Source organism: Phaeodactylibacter sp., from assembly GCF_022763345.1.
Classification (GTDB): Bacteria; Bacteroidota; Bacteroidia; order Chitinophagales; family Saprospiraceae; genus Phaeodactylibacter.
Map to the genome: position 1 here is coordinate 1 of NZ_JALEGS010000048.1, position 13,587 is coordinate 13,587.

Annotated in this window: 12 protein-coding genes; 3 read left to right on the plus strand and 9 right to left on the minus strand. The window is 52.6% G+C overall.

What is annotated here, in order from left to right:
* Positions 1–95: 95 nt before the first annotated feature.
* Positions 96–335, minus strand: coding sequence for a hypothetical protein (locus tag MRY86_RS12270; protein WP_293563022.1), 240 nt, complete (start codon positions 333–335; stop codon positions 96–98).
* 204 nt (positions 336–539) lie between these two features.
* Here MRY86_RS12270 and MRY86_RS12275 point away from each other — a divergent pair, with 204 nt between their 5' ends.
* The 3 genes from MRY86_RS12275 to MRY86_RS12285 are packed head-to-tail and all read left to right on the plus strand — an operon-like array spanning position 540 to position 4,707.
* The gene (locus MRY86_RS12275) at positions 540–2,315 is read left to right on the plus strand and encodes a M14 family metallopeptidase (protein ID WP_293563021.1); all 1,776 of its coding nucleotides are present in this window, start codon (positions 540–542) and stop codon (positions 2,313–2,315) included.
* Positions 2,316–2,318: 3 nt separating this feature from the next.
* Positions 2,319–3,725, plus strand: coding sequence for a sodium:solute symporter family protein (locus MRY86_RS12280; RefSeq protein ID WP_293563020.1), 1,407 nt, complete (start codon positions 2,319–2,321; stop codon positions 3,723–3,725).
* Entirely contained in the window at positions 3,709–4,707 is a 999-nt protein-coding gene (locus MRY86_RS12285; protein ID WP_293563019.1) for a DUF3089 domain-containing protein, read from the plus strand. Before MRY86_RS12280 ends, MRY86_RS12285 begins: the two co-directional genes overlap by 17 nt.
* A gap of 16 nt (positions 4,708–4,723) precedes the next feature.
* On the opposite strand, the gene MRY86_RS12290 is transcribed toward MRY86_RS12285, so the two are convergent.
* The 8 genes from MRY86_RS12290 to MRY86_RS12325 all read right to left on the minus strand — a co-directional run bounded on the left by MRY86_RS12290 (position 4,724) and on the right by MRY86_RS12325 (position 13,419).
* Positions 4,724–4,972: a DUF2281 domain-containing protein gene (locus MRY86_RS12290; RefSeq protein ID WP_293563018.1), complete on the minus strand. Its 249-nt coding sequence runs from the start codon at positions 4,970–4,972 to the stop codon at positions 4,724–4,726.
* Positions 4,973–5,062: 90 nt separating this feature from the next.
* Positions 5,063–5,914 (minus strand): lycopene cyclase domain-containing protein, encoded by an 852-nt coding sequence (locus tag MRY86_RS12295; protein WP_293563017.1) that lies wholly within the window; start codon positions 5,912–5,914, stop codon positions 5,063–5,065.
* Positions 5,915–5,917: 3 nt separating this feature from the next.
* Positions 5,918–6,754 carry a phytoene/squalene synthase family protein gene (locus MRY86_RS12300; protein WP_293563016.1) on the minus strand — a complete coding sequence of 279 codons (837 nt, stop codon included), beginning with the start codon at positions 6,752–6,754 and terminating at the stop codon, positions 5,918–5,920.
* A 95-nt stretch (positions 6,755–6,849) separates the two neighbouring features.
* Positions 6,850–8,325 (minus strand): phytoene desaturase family protein, encoded by a 1,476-nt coding sequence (gene crtI / locus MRY86_RS12305; protein WP_293563015.1) that lies wholly within the window; start codon positions 8,323–8,325, stop codon positions 6,850–6,852.
* Positions 8,326–8,437: 112 nt separating this feature from the next.
* Positions 8,438–9,928 carry a serine hydrolase gene (locus tag MRY86_RS12310; protein ID WP_293563014.1) on the minus strand — a complete coding sequence of 497 codons (1,491 nt, stop codon included), beginning with the start codon at positions 9,926–9,928 and terminating at the stop codon, positions 8,438–8,440.
* 29 nt (positions 9,929–9,957) lie between these two features.
* Positions 9,958–10,845: a universal stress protein gene (locus MRY86_RS12315; protein WP_293563013.1), complete on the minus strand. Its 888-nt coding sequence runs from the start codon at positions 10,843–10,845 to the stop codon at positions 9,958–9,960.
* Positions 10,846–11,079: 234 nt separating this feature from the next.
* Positions 11,080–12,369, minus strand: a complete 1,290-nt coding sequence (gene glyA, locus MRY86_RS12320) for a serine hydroxymethyltransferase (protein ID WP_293563012.1) — start codon at positions 12,367–12,369, stop codon at positions 11,080–11,082.
* Positions 12,370–12,501: 132 nt separating this feature from the next.
* Positions 12,502–13,419: an alpha/beta hydrolase gene (locus tag MRY86_RS12325; protein ID WP_293563011.1), complete on the minus strand. Its 918-nt coding sequence runs from the start codon at positions 13,417–13,419 to the stop codon at positions 12,502–12,504.
* Positions 13,420–13,587: the final 168 nt, after the last annotated feature.

A 13,587-nucleotide genomic window follows, 5' to 3' on the forward strand; every position in this document is an offset into this window, starting at 1 on the left:
CGAAGTGGTTTGCGACATCGGAGCAAGCCACTTCCCAGCGTAAATGCTGACATTGAGTAGGTTTGCTGTGGCAAACCACTTAATCGTCAGTATATCTATTTGCCATGGAGCAATTGATAAGCTTTAATTTTTGCCATACGCATCAAATGCTCCAAGAGCAAATACTGCTCAAGTTCTTTTTGTTCTTCCTGAGGAAGCTCGCCATTTTTGGACGCTTCTATCAAGGAGAAGACCCTTTGCTTTGTCAGGTGCGATACTTTGAATTCCATCACTTTTTGGGGGTTCTCGTGAGCAATGAAATCAATAATTTCGGTAGTCGCAGATGTTTCTATCATTTAAGCATCGTTTTATCTTTCCGTTTTTCGAAAGTGGCTGTAATACAATCGTATAAGTAAACATCAATCTCAATATGCGGGTTTTTCTCCCTTTATGCAACAATCATTATCCTGCATCCTCTATTTACGCTACTGGCATGCCTACTGCCATTCGCATATTTTGAGCTACTTTTACCACCGCTATCCTCACTAAAATGATCCGAAATGCGAAACTCGCTGCTACTGCCTTTGTTGCTGGCCCTAATCCCATTAGCGAAGTTGTCTGCCCAACAGCCGCAGGCCCTTACCGCCCCCTTCGAACTGGACAGCAATACCACTGCGACTTACCAACAAACGATTGCATTTTACGAGACGCTAAGCCTGGCTTATCCACAGCTGCACCTGCAGGCACATGGGCACACTGACGCAGGCTTCCCCCTGCATGCGGCCGTGCTCGCCACCGGCGGAGCCTGGCAACCGGAAGCGGCAAAAGCGCAGGGCAAAACGATCATCTTCATCAATAATGCCATTCATCCCGGAGAGCCCTGCGGGGTGGATGCCACGATGCTGCTCCTGCGCAACTGGCTGCAAAGCCCGGAGAAAATGGCGCTGCTCGACCGCCTTGTGGTGGTGGCTATCCCGTTTTACAATATCGGTGGCGGGCTCAACCGCGGGCCGCATAGCCGCGCCAATCAGGACGGGCCTGAGGCACATGGCTTCCGGGGCAATGCCCGCAACCTCGACCTCAACCGGGACTTCATCAAAGCCGATTCCCGCAATGCGCAGACGTTTAATCAAATTTTTGCCGACTGGCAGCCGGACCTGTTTGTCGACAATCATACGTCAAATGGGGCCGACTATCCATACACCATCACCCTCATTCCCACTCAAAGCGACAAGCTCGATCCCCACCTGTCTGATTACCTGGACAACCGCCTGCTCCCCCGCCTTTACGCCGACATGGAAGCCGATGGGTGGGAAATGACGCCCTACGTTTACGCCCGCAGCACACCGGATGAAGGCATTGCGGCTTTTCTCGACCTGCCCCGCTACTCTACCGGCTATGCGGCATTGCACAATACCATCGGATTCATGCCCGAGACGCATATGCTGAAGCCCTTCAAAGACCGGGTAAAAAGCACTTACACGTTTATGGACAACCTGCTACAGGCCGCCTGGGACGACCATGAATCCATTCAGGATGCCCGAAAGCAAGCCCGTACCCATACTATCCAAAAGGACACCTTTGCCCTGAACTGGGCACTCGATATGGAGCGTCAGGTACCCCAAACTTTCAAAGGCTACACAGCCAAATACAAGCCAAGCGAAGTCTCCGGGCTGCAACGGCTCTACTACGACCGGGAGGCGCCCTACACCATGGAAATTCCCTACTTTAAGTTTTACAATACCACGGTAGCCGTCCAAAAGCCCATCGCCTATATCATTCCGCAGGCTTATCAGGAGGTTATCGAACGGTTGCGGTGGAATAATGTCACGCTGCACCGCCTTACGGAAGACCAAACGCTGAAGGTGGAACAATACCGCATCGAAGATTACAAAGACCGCGCTGCCTACGAGGGGCACTACCTCCATTACGGCACAACCGTAACCACCGAAGACCGCCAACAGCGCTACCACCGGGGCGACTACGTGGTCCTGGTCAATCAGTCCCTCAACCGGTACATTGTGGAAACCCTGGAACCTCAGGCGCCGGATGCCTTCTTCTCCTGGAACTTCTTCGATGGCATCCTTATGCAGAAAGAGTACTTCTCAGCCTATGTATTTGAAGACAAAGCAGCCGCTATGCTGGCGGAAGACCCGGAACTAAAGGCAGCGCTTGCAGCCAAAAGGGCGGAAGACCCGGAGTTTGCCAAGTCCGCCCGGGCTCAGCTCAACTTCATCTACGAGCGCTCTACCCACTATGAGCCTACCTACCGGCTTTATCCCGTGGGCCGGCTGATGGATCTACAGGATATCCGCTTCCAACCCGAAACAGAGTAGGTCATGCTGCTGCTTTTCATTAGTGGCTATCTGCTGCTGACCCTCGGTATAGGCTGGTGGGCTTCCCGCCGGGTGCACTCCACGAAAGACTTTGTTATTGCCGGGCGTAACCTGCCTATGGTGGTGGCGGCTTCTGCTCTTTTCGCGACCTGGTTTGGTTCTGAAACCATTATGGGCGCCAGCTCAGAATTCGTAGAGCACGGGCTGATCGGGGTGATCGAAGACCCCTTTGGTGCTGCGCTTTGCCTGGTGCTTGTAGGGGCATTTTTTGCCCGCCCGCTGTACAAGCTGAACATCATCACTTTCAATGATTTCTTCCGTATCCGCTTCAGCCGGCAGGCAGAGGTCATCTCCGCCCTGTTCATGATCCCTTCCTACTTCGGATGGATTGCGGCACAGCTCGTGGCTATGGCGATCATTCTTAATACCATCGCCGGGCTCACCCTGCTGCAGGGCATCCTGCTCTGTGCGCTGATCGTGGTCTTTTACACCTACATCGGCGGGATGTGGGCGGTTTCCATCACAGATTTTTTACAGACCATCATGATCATCATCGGGCTGCTGATCATTGCGTGGCAATTGTCGGAGCAGGTGGGAGGCGTACAAAAGGTGGCCGCTTCGGTACCGGAGGGCTTTTTCCGGTTTTGGCCGGAGGGCGACTTCCACAGCATCGTGCACTATATCGCGGCCTGGATCACGATCGGGCTGGGGTCTATCCCGCAGCAGGATGTCTTTCAGCGGGTGATGTCGGCACGGTCGGCAAAAACAGCGGTAACGGCCTCCTACCTTTCAGGGTTCATGTACCTGACCATTGGGTCTATCCCCCTCTTTATCGGCCTATGCGGCAAAATGCTCTACCCGGAACTGCAAATGGTGGACGACACGCAGATGGTCCTGCCCTTTATGGTGCTGGAACACAGTAGCATGTGGGTGCAAATCCTCTTTTTCGGAGCGTTGCTGTCGGCCATCCTCAGTACGACCTCCGGCGCTATGCTTGCCCCGGCTACCGTCATTGGGGAAAACCTGGTGCGCCCCTACTTTCGCGACATGTCCGATCAGCGATTGCTGTTGGTGATGCGGCTGTCTGTGGTAGGGGTTGCCATTTGTTCTGCCCTGCTTGCCGCTAGCACTCAGAATATCTACGAGCTCGTCGGGCAGTCCTCCGCCCTAAGCCTGGTGAGCCTGTTTGTGCCACTAACGGCAGGGCTGTACTGGAAGCGCGCTTCGAACATTGGTGCCCTTGCGGCCATTATCATCGGTATGGCGGTTTGGCTAATTTGCGAATGGCAGGCCACTGCAATCCCAAGCCTGATCTACGGCGGGCTGAGCAGTTTGCTGGGCATGCTGTTAGGCAGTTGGCTATGGCCTGACGATCCGAAAAAAGTACTATTCAATGAAGACACGATTTAACATCCTGATTTTAAGCCTGCTCTTGTGGGGTTGTGCCACCAAGCCTTCGGGCACCTTTTCTACCACCACTAAGCCGATGGCACCGGACTACAGTCAGGCAGACGCCTGGGCGGCCCTTCCTACCAAAACCGACCCTGCCGACCGGGCCCCTGACGGGCTGGAAGATCAGCAGGATAGTGCTGCCGCCGATGTGTTTTTCCTCCATCCCACCACCTACACCGGCAAGCGGGGCGACCGGCTCTGGAACGGACCGGTTGGGAAAGCCGATTTGCAGGAGCGTACACTGGAAGGGCCGATCTTATTCCAGGCAAGCGCCTTCAATGCCGCGGGCAAGGTGTATGCGCCATTTTACCGGCAGGCGCACCTCGAAGCTTACTTCACCAAAGATACCACAAGCGCCAAACAGGCGTTTGACCTGGCGTACAGCGATATCCGGAGGGCATTTGAATACTACCTGGAGCACTACAATGACGGGCGGCCGATCGTCATCGCTGCTCATAGTCAGGGGACTACCCATGCCAAACAATTGCTGCGGGAGTTTTTCGATGGAAAGCCGCTGCAATCACAACTCGTAGCCGCTTACATCATTGGTATTCCGGTACGCCAAACAGATTTTGAAAACATACCGCCCTGCACCGACAGCCTTGATACCGGCTGCTATGTTTCGTGGCGAACCTTCCGGCGGGGTACCAAAAAGGAGCCGGAACCGGCTGTCGTTGTGACCAACCCCCTGCTTTGGGATACCACCAAGGCGTTTGCGCCCCGTACGCTCAATGATGGCGCTGTCCTGACTCCCTTCGAGAAGGTACGCCCCAATAACGTTAGTGCAGAGGTGCGCGGGCCCGTACTATGGAGTAGCAAACCTCAGTTTCCGGGCAGCTTCCTGATGCTGCGTCGCAACTATCATGTAGGCGACCTTAATTTATTTTATGTGGATATCCGGAAAAATGCGGTGCAGCGGGTGGAGCGGTTTAGGGAGTGAGTTACAGTATTGGTATCTAAAAGGAATTCCTTTCCCATTCGTCACGTAGCTTGTCTAACTGGAAATCAATTTCTTCCATCGAATAAGCGTTTTGAAAAACAGCTCTGTATTCGCTGAATGCAGCCTTTTTTTCAGATACTCTATTCTTATTATCGATATTACGGGACTCATACTTGAATAACAGAAAGGAAATGAAGTCTTCAACTTCTTTTTTCAGCCCTGCTGGTAGTTGATTAAGCTGTGCTAGAATTTGTTGATCGCTCATTGAGTAACTTAACTTTGATTAGTTGGCGATCCTATTGCTTTACTAATATAATACAATAAATAGGTGGTTAATAGTTCCAAGGATCACTTTTTACCGCCAGCGCTCAAACAGCGTCACCACGCCAAACATCAGCAGGAAGCCGTAGACGGAATCATCCAACGGTACAGAAGTGATACGTATGCCCAGGTATTCTTCCGGATTGTAAATGACTACCGGCTGCTCGGTATAGCCGCCGGTAAGCACGCCATTCACAATCAAAAACGGGACAAGGGCAACCAGGTAGGACAGGTAGAAACGGCTGCGGTAGGTGCCGTCCAGAAAGAGCCAGTGGTAGAGGACAAAACCTCCGGTGAGCAGGAAGGTCGTCGTGGTGTACAAATGCCCCCAGTACAGCAGCCCTATGAGCAGGAAACCGAAGCCCATAAGCGGCGTCAACCAGGATTCTGCGCGCGCGAGCAGGTCTTTTTTGAGGTAAAAATTCAGGCATTCGTAAATGAATACACAGGCAAAAGGGACTGTGAAGAAAAACAGCCACTCTTCCACGGGCAGGTGGAGGAGGCGGATATTGGCAAAGTAGCGCTCATTAAAATTCCAGACGCCCTGAGCGGTGAAGAATACATCCCAGGCGATGAAGAGCCCACCGACAATCGCGATAGCCGGAAGCAGTGGCTTCCATTTGCGGTAGTAATGTACGTTTTTGTCGAAACTGAGCAGGAAGACCGGTACGAATGTGAAGATGTGCAGACCAAAATAAGCCCATTTCGTTTCCAACCAGGGCAAACGGGTAACTTCCGGCACCTGCATCAGGTAATTGTCGGGGAGGACCGGGTCTGTAGCCCACTGCCAGCCTACAAGCAACAGAGGAACCAACACCACAATAGCCGGCAAGACAGCCCGCACCCGGGCCTGAACCCGGGAAGGCAGAGAAACGACTGAATCCATAATCTACAATAAGTTCAGGCTGTTGCGCAGGGCCGAACTGAACAAGAGCACAGCCTTACGCCGGTTAGGTACGCGAATACGCTCCTGCGTAACCCGGTCGGCCGGTGCCGAACGGATTTTCTTAAACAGATTGGTGTAGTAAATATAAGCCAGGTAAACCCCAAACCGTGCGCCTTCGGGAAGCTGCACGATGCCCTTATAGGCATCATCGAAGTCTTTCTTGATATCGGCTTCGATTTCGAGCTTGTCCTGCTGACAGAACCGCGTGTAGTCCACACCCGGGAAGTACACCCGTCCGCGCTCATCAAAATCGCTCTTCATGTCGCGCAGAAAGTTGATCTTCTGAAAAGCAGAGCCCAGGCTACAAGCCGGTGCCTTGAGGCGTTCGTACTGTTCATTATCGCCTTCCACAAACACCCGCAAGCACATCAGGCCCACCACCTCAGCGGAGCCGTAGATGTACTTTTTGTACAGGCTGTCGTGGTAACGGTCAAAGTGCAAGTCCATTTCCATGCTATCCAGGAAGGCATCAATCAATTCCCGCTCAATCTGATACTGATGCACGGTTTCCTGGAAGGCATGCAGTACCGGATTGAGACTAATGCGCTCTTCGATAGCCCGGTAGGTATCCTCCCGGAAACGGTCGAGGAGAGCCTTCTTGGGAAACTCGTGGAAGGTATCCACAATTTCATCCGCAAAGCGCACAAAGCCATACACCGCGTAGATAGGTGAACGGAACCGCTTATCGAAAACGCGGATCCCCATGGAAAAGGAGGTGCTGTAGCGGTTTGTGATGTGCTTACTGCACTCCCGGCAAACCTTGTTGTACAATTCCATCATAATGTTATCGGTTTTGCAATCCGGTGCGTATCTGATAAGCTCTTTCCAGTTGCCAGCGGGCGGAACTTACGGTTCAGACTTTGCGCACAGAAATGCTAAGGTTTCACAGCTTTAAATATTTCATTGGCTACCACGCTGCCTGAGATCAGGGAAGGCGGTACGCCGGGGCCCGGTGTGGTCAACTGACCAGTATAGTAAAGGTTGCGGACCTTCTTGCTTCTGAGCTTTGGCTTCAGGAAGGCGGTTTGGAACAGCGTATTTGCCAGCCCGTACGCATTCCCCTTGTAAGCATGGTAGTCCTTTTCAAAATCCCGGTGGGCAAAAGCCCGCTTGTAGATAATATGCTTACGAATTTCCTGCCCGGTCAGATCTTCCAGACGGTCCATTACGATGTTAAAATAGGTCTCGCGCTTCTCATCCGTGTCTTCCAGATTAGGTGCAAGGGGGATGAGCACAAACAAATTCTCTTTGCCCTCTGGCGCTACGCTGGGGTCGGTGACCGATGGTGCACAGACGTAAAACAGCGGGTCGCTTGGCCACTGCGGCTGATCGTAAATTTCCACAGCGTGCTTCTTGAAGTCGGCATCGAAGAAGAGGTTGTGATGGTGTAAGCCTTCAATCTTTTTATCAATCCCCAGGTAGAACAACAAAGAAGAAGGCGCCATCGTGCGTTTGTCCCAGTATTTTTCATTGTACATGCGGTGCTCGGGCTGCAGCAGTTTTTGCTCCACATGATGGTAATCTGCACCTCCCACCACGATATCAGCTTCATACTCACCGTTTTGGGTAATGACCTTCGTGGCATGCCCGTTCGGAACGTAAATCTGCTGGACTTCCTCATTAAGCTTGATCTCCACGCCTAGCTCTTCCGCTACGCTCACCATGCCTTCCACTATCTTGTGCATACCGCCCATAGGGTACCAGGTGCCCAGTGCCATATCGGCGTAGTTCATCATGCTGTAAAGCGCAGGCGTATTCTCAGGCGTTGCACCCAGGAACAAGACTGGGAATTCCAGCAGCTGAATCAACTGCTCGTGCTTAAACAGCTTGCGGATATGTTTGGAAATAGAAGTGAACATCTGCAGGCGGAAGAGGCTCATTAGGATGCGCGTGTCCGCAAACTCCATGATGGAATGAGAAGGTTTGTGTACAAACTCGTTCATGCCCACCTCGTACTTATACTGCGCCTCTTTAAGGAACTGCCGGAGTTTTTGGCTGCTGCCCGGCTCATATTGCTCGAACATGGCTTCCAATTCTTCCATTTTAGCAGGGACTTCCATGCTATCGCCCTTACCAAAGATCACTTCGTAAGAAGGGTCTAGCCGAACCAACTCGTAGTAGTCAGAAGGTTTCTTGCCAAACTGCGCGAAGTATTGCTCAAACACATCCGGCATCCAATACCAGCTAGGCCCCATATCAAACACGAAGCCGTCCTGCTCAAACTTGCGGGCGCGCCCCCCGGCGATGCTGTTTTTCTCTAAAATGGTAACTTTATACCCTTTCTGGGCAAGATGAGAGGCTGCAGAAAGCCCTGCAAACCCTGATCCAATAACAATGACTTTCTTTGCCAAGACTGCTTTTTGTTTAGTGACAAGGGAGAAACAGCAACCCCGTTTTTTTGTTTAAGTATTTTTGACAGAAAGCTTACTTTCCTTTGACAAAAGCGTGCTTCTGCGGCTCCTTTTACTCCCGCTGACCAGTAAGCACTTCCAAATCCCGCCTGCCCAGTAAAGCCTGATGCAGGTCGGCTTCCATCATTAGTTTGTCCCCTTCAAAGGTAAAGGTATAAGTGACCCGGGCGGGAGAATGGTAGAGGTATACTCTGGCTTCATAAACGGCGGGGCTGACCCAATCCCCATGAGCGGCTACCTCCGGTTCCAGGTTTTCGGTATAGGGCAGAGGGTGTGCAACCATGCCTTTGCGGTAAGCCGCTTTCCCCATCCAAAGGGTATCCGTGCCCGTTCCGGTTTCGAATACCAGATAGGGTTCCGCCTGCTGCAAACGGAAACGGACTGCCTTCAGGGCTGCATTATTGTCTTTTAGCCGGTAGGTACCATCCTCAACCCCGGCTTTAACACCTCCGGAAGTCACTAGGGGTAATCGTAAGCCTTTGAGGCGCTCCCGGAGCTCCGCGTCCTTTTCCGGCTGGGAGAACAGCGGCTTATCTTTCATGCCAGGCAACAAAGTTTCCCAAACCACCTGCAACAGGCGGTGCATATCCGGTGTGCCGGAAGTAATGGCGATCACCGCATCCTGCTCCGGCATCACAATACAGTACTGCCCGCAGGCTCCATCCCCCCGGTAGGCTTTGTGGCGGCATTGCCAAAATTGAAAACCATAGCCCTGTGCCCAGTCGTTAGCAGGGTCACTGCCGTTGGACACTTGCTTTGAAGTCGCCATTTCCACCCAGTCTCCGGACAAAAGCTGCTTGCCTTCCCACTTTCCTTTTTGCAAATAGAACTGCCCGAACTTGGCAATGTCTTCCGTACGCACCTGCAGGCCCCAGCCACCGGTATTGACGCCATCGGGGCAGGTCTTCCAGTCTGGCTTTGGAATACCGAGTGGTTGGAAAAGACGTGGTTCCAGATAGTCCACCAGCATTTCGCCTGTGGCCCGTTGTAAGATGGCAGAGAGCATGTAGGTCGCCATGCTGTTGTACCGGAAATGAGTGCCGGGCAAAAAGTCCAGCTCAGTACCCAGAAAGAACTGTGCCCAATCCTCTGTGGTGGCATCCGGCCAGCGTTCTTCTGCATGGCCGGTATTCATCGTCAGCAAATCGCGGATGCGCAGTTGGTTCCAGTAGCGTTCTGGCTTGCCGATGGTTTTGTCTGGAAAGAAGGAGACCACTAAATCGTCTAGCGTCAGTACCCCCTCCTGAACGGCAAAGCCAATAGCCGTAGAGGTGAAGCTTTTGCTGAGTGAATGCATGATATGGGGTGCCTCCCGTTCGTAAGGTTCCCACCAGCCTTCGGCTACCGAATAGCCATGACGGATAATCGTAAAGCTGTGCACTACGTCAAACTCCGCTTCCACCCGGTCTATAAAGGACAGTATGGAATCCGAAACTACGCTTTGTGCTTCGGGGGCACTCTTTGGGAAATAAGCGGTTGGCTGAGCCAGGAGGGACATGCACCAGGTCAGCAGCAAAAGGGAAAAGACGTAGCGTTTTGCCATGAATCAAATCTTTTTAGTGAAGTTACAGATTAGCGGACAATAAGCAACGGTTGCCCCTCAATACTTTGCGCAAGCCGCTCCGTCACGGACCCGAAGAGGAACGTCTCGAAGGGGGTGTGCCCTTTGGCACCCATTACCAGTAGCGAATCTCTGTGGTCATTAGCATAGCGGAGGATGTGCGCAGCCAGGTTGTTGCTGCTGTTTTCCTGAAATGCATCCACGATATCGTCATCGGCAATGCCCTGAGCATCCCGGAATTTTCTGGCTGCCAGACGAGCCGACTCCATCAGCAAGCCCAGGTAGCCACGGTCGGGCGCAGCACGGTTGTAGTATTGTCCTGGTGGCAAGTCAACGATATGAAGGCTGTGTACGGGCTGCCCCTTCATCGCCCGGCTGAAAGACAGGGCGGCATGCAGGGCACGGGCGGCATTTTCAGAGAAATCATTAGGGACGACTAGATTGGTAATTTCAGCCCCAGCACCATCGGGCACCAGCAATACCGCCGCATGCACATTTCGGGCCACACGCTTAGCCGTAATACCGCTGCCTTCACTCAAGCGCTTTTTACCCATAATCAGCAAATCTGCTTCTTTGATTTTAGTCCAGTGCAGTAATTTCTCATAGGGTTTGCCCTCCCGGACTTCAATATCGATGTCCAGTCCGGGCGCTTCGCCAAAGACCTCTTCCACACGGGCCTTAATCGCCGACTCCACCCGCTCATCTACCGGAGCCTCCGGGGCAAATCGCTTCTGAAAATCCAGGTCGGGGTGGGACGGCTCCGTAAAATCAGGCATAATGTGCAGCGCATATAGTTTTTGGATACCCAGCGCCTGGTAATGCCGTGCCAGGAATTGTAGCAGCTGCAGGTCCATTTCTGACAGGTCTAATGCCACAAGGGCGCGCTTGAATGCTAGCATGTCGTTGGTTTTGGTTAGGTACTTGGCTCCTAAAGGTACAGCAGGATGCCACAATTTCATAATAGGCTTTACCGGGCTTCATGCGCAATGAAAATTAGCAATCGAGCCATTGATAATGATCACTTACGAAAGCCTTCTAACGGAAAGCGCCCGGCGTGGGCAAAGCCAGCCAGGCACTTTCGGGTTTAGAGTCTTAGATATTCCCGGTAGTGCGGGTAAAAGATGGTGTTTGTCCTAGCCTAAGGTAGCATCTGCCACCTCGTATAAGGAGAATTGTGCCATAAAGGTATTGACTTCCTGTCGGATTTCCGCAATCAGGCTATCGTTTTCCGGGTTGGTAATGACCGTATCAATCCATCCCACCACTTTTTCGCAATCGGCTTCCTTGAGGCCACGGGTGGTCACCGCTGCGGTGCCTACCCGGATGCCGGAAGTAACAAATGGCGACTGTGTATCGAAAGGCACCATATTCTTATTGACGGTGATGTCTGCTTCTCCCAGTTTCTGCTCTGCCACCTTGCCGGTCACGCCTTTGGAGCGCAGGTCAATCAGCATAAGGTGGTTATCGGTCCCGCCGGAAATCAGTTTGTAGCCTTTCTCCACAAAGACCCGGGCCATCGCCTGCGCATTCTTAACGACCTGCTCCGTGTACGTTTTGAAGCCGGGCTGCAGCGCTTCACCGAAAGCCACCGCTTTTGCGGCAATGATGTGCTCCAGCGGACCGCCCTGCATGCCAGGGAAGACTCCGCTGTTCAGGATAGCCGACATTTTGATCGGATTGCCCTTTTTCGTTGTACGGCCCCAGGGATTGTCGAAGTTTTCGCCCATCATGATGATGCCACCGCGTGGCCCACGCAGGGTTTTGTGGGTGGTGGAAGTTACGATGTGGCAATACGGCATGGGGTTGTTGAGCAAACCAGTCGCAATCAGCCCCGCAGGGTGGGCAATATCCGCCAGCAACAAAGCGCCTACCTTATCCGCAATGGCCCGGAAGCGCGCATAATCCCAGTCGCGGCTGTAGGCCGATGCACCACAGATGATCAGCTTAGGCTTTACTTCCAACGCTTTCGCCTCTACCTTATCCATGTCAATCAGGCCAGTGTCTTCTTCCACACCATAGAAATGCGGGCGGTACACCTTACCGGAAAAGTTGACGGGAGAGCCATGAGACAAGTGGCCACCGTGCGCCAGGTCAAAGCCCAGAATCGCATCACCGGGTTGCAGAATAGCGAGGAAGACTGCAGCATTGGCCTGCGCACCGGAGTGGGGCTGCACATTGGCATAGGCTGCTCCGAAGAGTTCTTTCAGTCGGTCGATGGCCAGCTGCTCGATCTCATCCACCACTTCGCAGCCACCGTAGTAGCGCTTACCGGGATAGCCTTCCGCATATTTGTTGGTCAGCACGCTCCCGGCGGCTTCCATCACCTGCGGGCTCGTAAAGTTTTCGGAAGCAATCAGCTCAATACCGTGCTGCTGACGGCGCAGCTCTTTTTCTATGAGGTTAAAAACGGTTGTATCTTTCATATTGTCGCTATACGGTTTTGAAAATCAGTGGATGCTGGTGTGGCATTCTGCCGCAAAGGTAAGCCCTTTGCAAATAAGAATAAAATAGAAGCCTGTTTTTGACCGGATCGTGTTTTTTCCGGCTTACGATCCCTAATCGCGGCAGAATACCTGACCTTGGGGTGCCTTTGCATCGCCTTTTTGAAAGATCAGATGGTTTTGAAAGTGCGCCCCGTTTAGTACCCGGTCGATAAAATCCACGATCCGCTCCTGCTTCTGATAGAAGTAAGCCCCTGCAAAACCATGCCCACCCCCGCAAAAAGAGTGCAGCTCAACATCCGCGCCAATATCGCTGTAGCGTTCATAGATGGAATGAGAGCCGAAGAGCATAAGCCATCCGGTGGCGTCTGTATCGCAGTAATGATGGGCAGCGGTACCGTAAGGCACGAGTGGGTCGACAGTGCCATGAAAAAGCAGAGCCGGAATGGCTGTTTCTGGTGTTATTCCATTCATATCCATGATCGCACCAGCGCCGCCAATCAAACCAGCATATTGAAAACGCCCGGGCAAAGGGTCACCATAGAGCTGCATGACCGAACGGTCCCAAAAGGCGGCGTGGAGGACCGTCTCTGCCCCGGCACTGCTCCCGGCTATGAATATTTTTGAAGGGTCAATACCATACTTGTCTGCCTGTCCGGTCAAAAAGGCAGTGGCCTGCCAAAGCTGATTAGCTGCAAGGCGTATGGCCTGAATCTTCTCTGAAAGGATGCCATCGCAGCTAAAGCTTTTGTCTTTCATGTAGAGGGTGTAGGTGATCGTGGCCGCTGCGATGCCCTTTTCCGAAAGGTAGGCACACAGCTTATGCCCGCCGGCCCGGTCTCCGCCCGAAAAGCCACCGCCATGTACATAAATCAGCAAGGGTTTCAGGGTGGGCGAAGGTGTTTCTGGCAGGAACAGATCCAGTTCCAGTGCAAAAGAATCCGTTTCAAAATAGGTGAGCGTGGAGTAACGCTGCTGCCCTTGTACGACTAGTACCAGGCAAGTCAGCAGAAAGGTGAGTGGCTGTTTCATGGCTGAATTTTAAATAATTATCCCGAAATGTAAGCCTTTAGTACCAGCCTGACGAATGAATACCTGTCTGATTTAATTGCTGTGCGGAAGAAAGCTAGCACAGACGAGGGCGCAAAAGCCACTTTTAATGCCCATGCTGGCTTTTTTCCATCGTCTCTCATCATTTTT

Excerpts from the sequence above, each read along its gene's own strand:
- MRY86_RS12270 (WP_293563022.1), bottom strand. The coding sequence starts at position 335 with ATGATAGAAACATCTGCGACTACCGAAATTATTGATTTCATTGCTCAC.
- MRY86_RS12275 (WP_293563021.1), top strand. The coding sequence starts at position 540 with ATGCGAAACTCGCTGCTACTGCCTTTGTTGCTGGCCCTAATCCCATTA.
- MRY86_RS12280 (WP_293563020.1), top strand. The coding sequence starts at position 2,319 with ATGCTGCTGCTTTTCATTAGTGGCTATCTGCTGCTGACCCTCGGTATA.
- MRY86_RS12285 (WP_293563019.1), top strand. The coding sequence starts at position 3,709 with ATGAAGACACGATTTAACATCCTGATTTTAAGCCTGCTCTTGTGGGGT.
- MRY86_RS12290 (WP_293563018.1), bottom strand. The coding sequence starts at position 4,972 with ATGAGCGATCAACAAATTCTAGCACAGCTTAATCAACTACCAGCAGGG.
- MRY86_RS12295 (WP_293563017.1), bottom strand. The coding sequence starts at position 5,914 with ATGGATTCAGTCGTTTCTCTGCCTTCCCGGGTTCAGGCCCGGGTGCGG.
- MRY86_RS12300 (WP_293563016.1), bottom strand. The coding sequence starts at position 6,754 with ATGATGGAATTGTACAACAAGGTTTGCCGGGAGTGCAGTAAGCACATC.
- MRY86_RS12310 (WP_293563014.1), bottom strand. The coding sequence starts at position 9,928 with ATGGCAAAACGCTACGTCTTTTCCCTTTTGCTGCTGACCTGGTGCATG.
- MRY86_RS12315 (WP_293563013.1), bottom strand. The coding sequence starts at position 10,845 with ATGCTAGCATTCAAGCGCGCCCTTGTGGCATTAGACCTGTCAGAAATG.
- glyA (WP_293563012.1), bottom strand. The coding sequence starts at position 12,369 with ATGAAAGATACAACCGTTTTTAACCTCATAGAAAAAGAGCTGCGCCGT.
- MRY86_RS12325 (WP_293563011.1), bottom strand. The coding sequence starts at position 13,419 with ATGAAACAGCCACTCACCTTTCTGCTGACTTGCCTGGTACTAGTCGTA.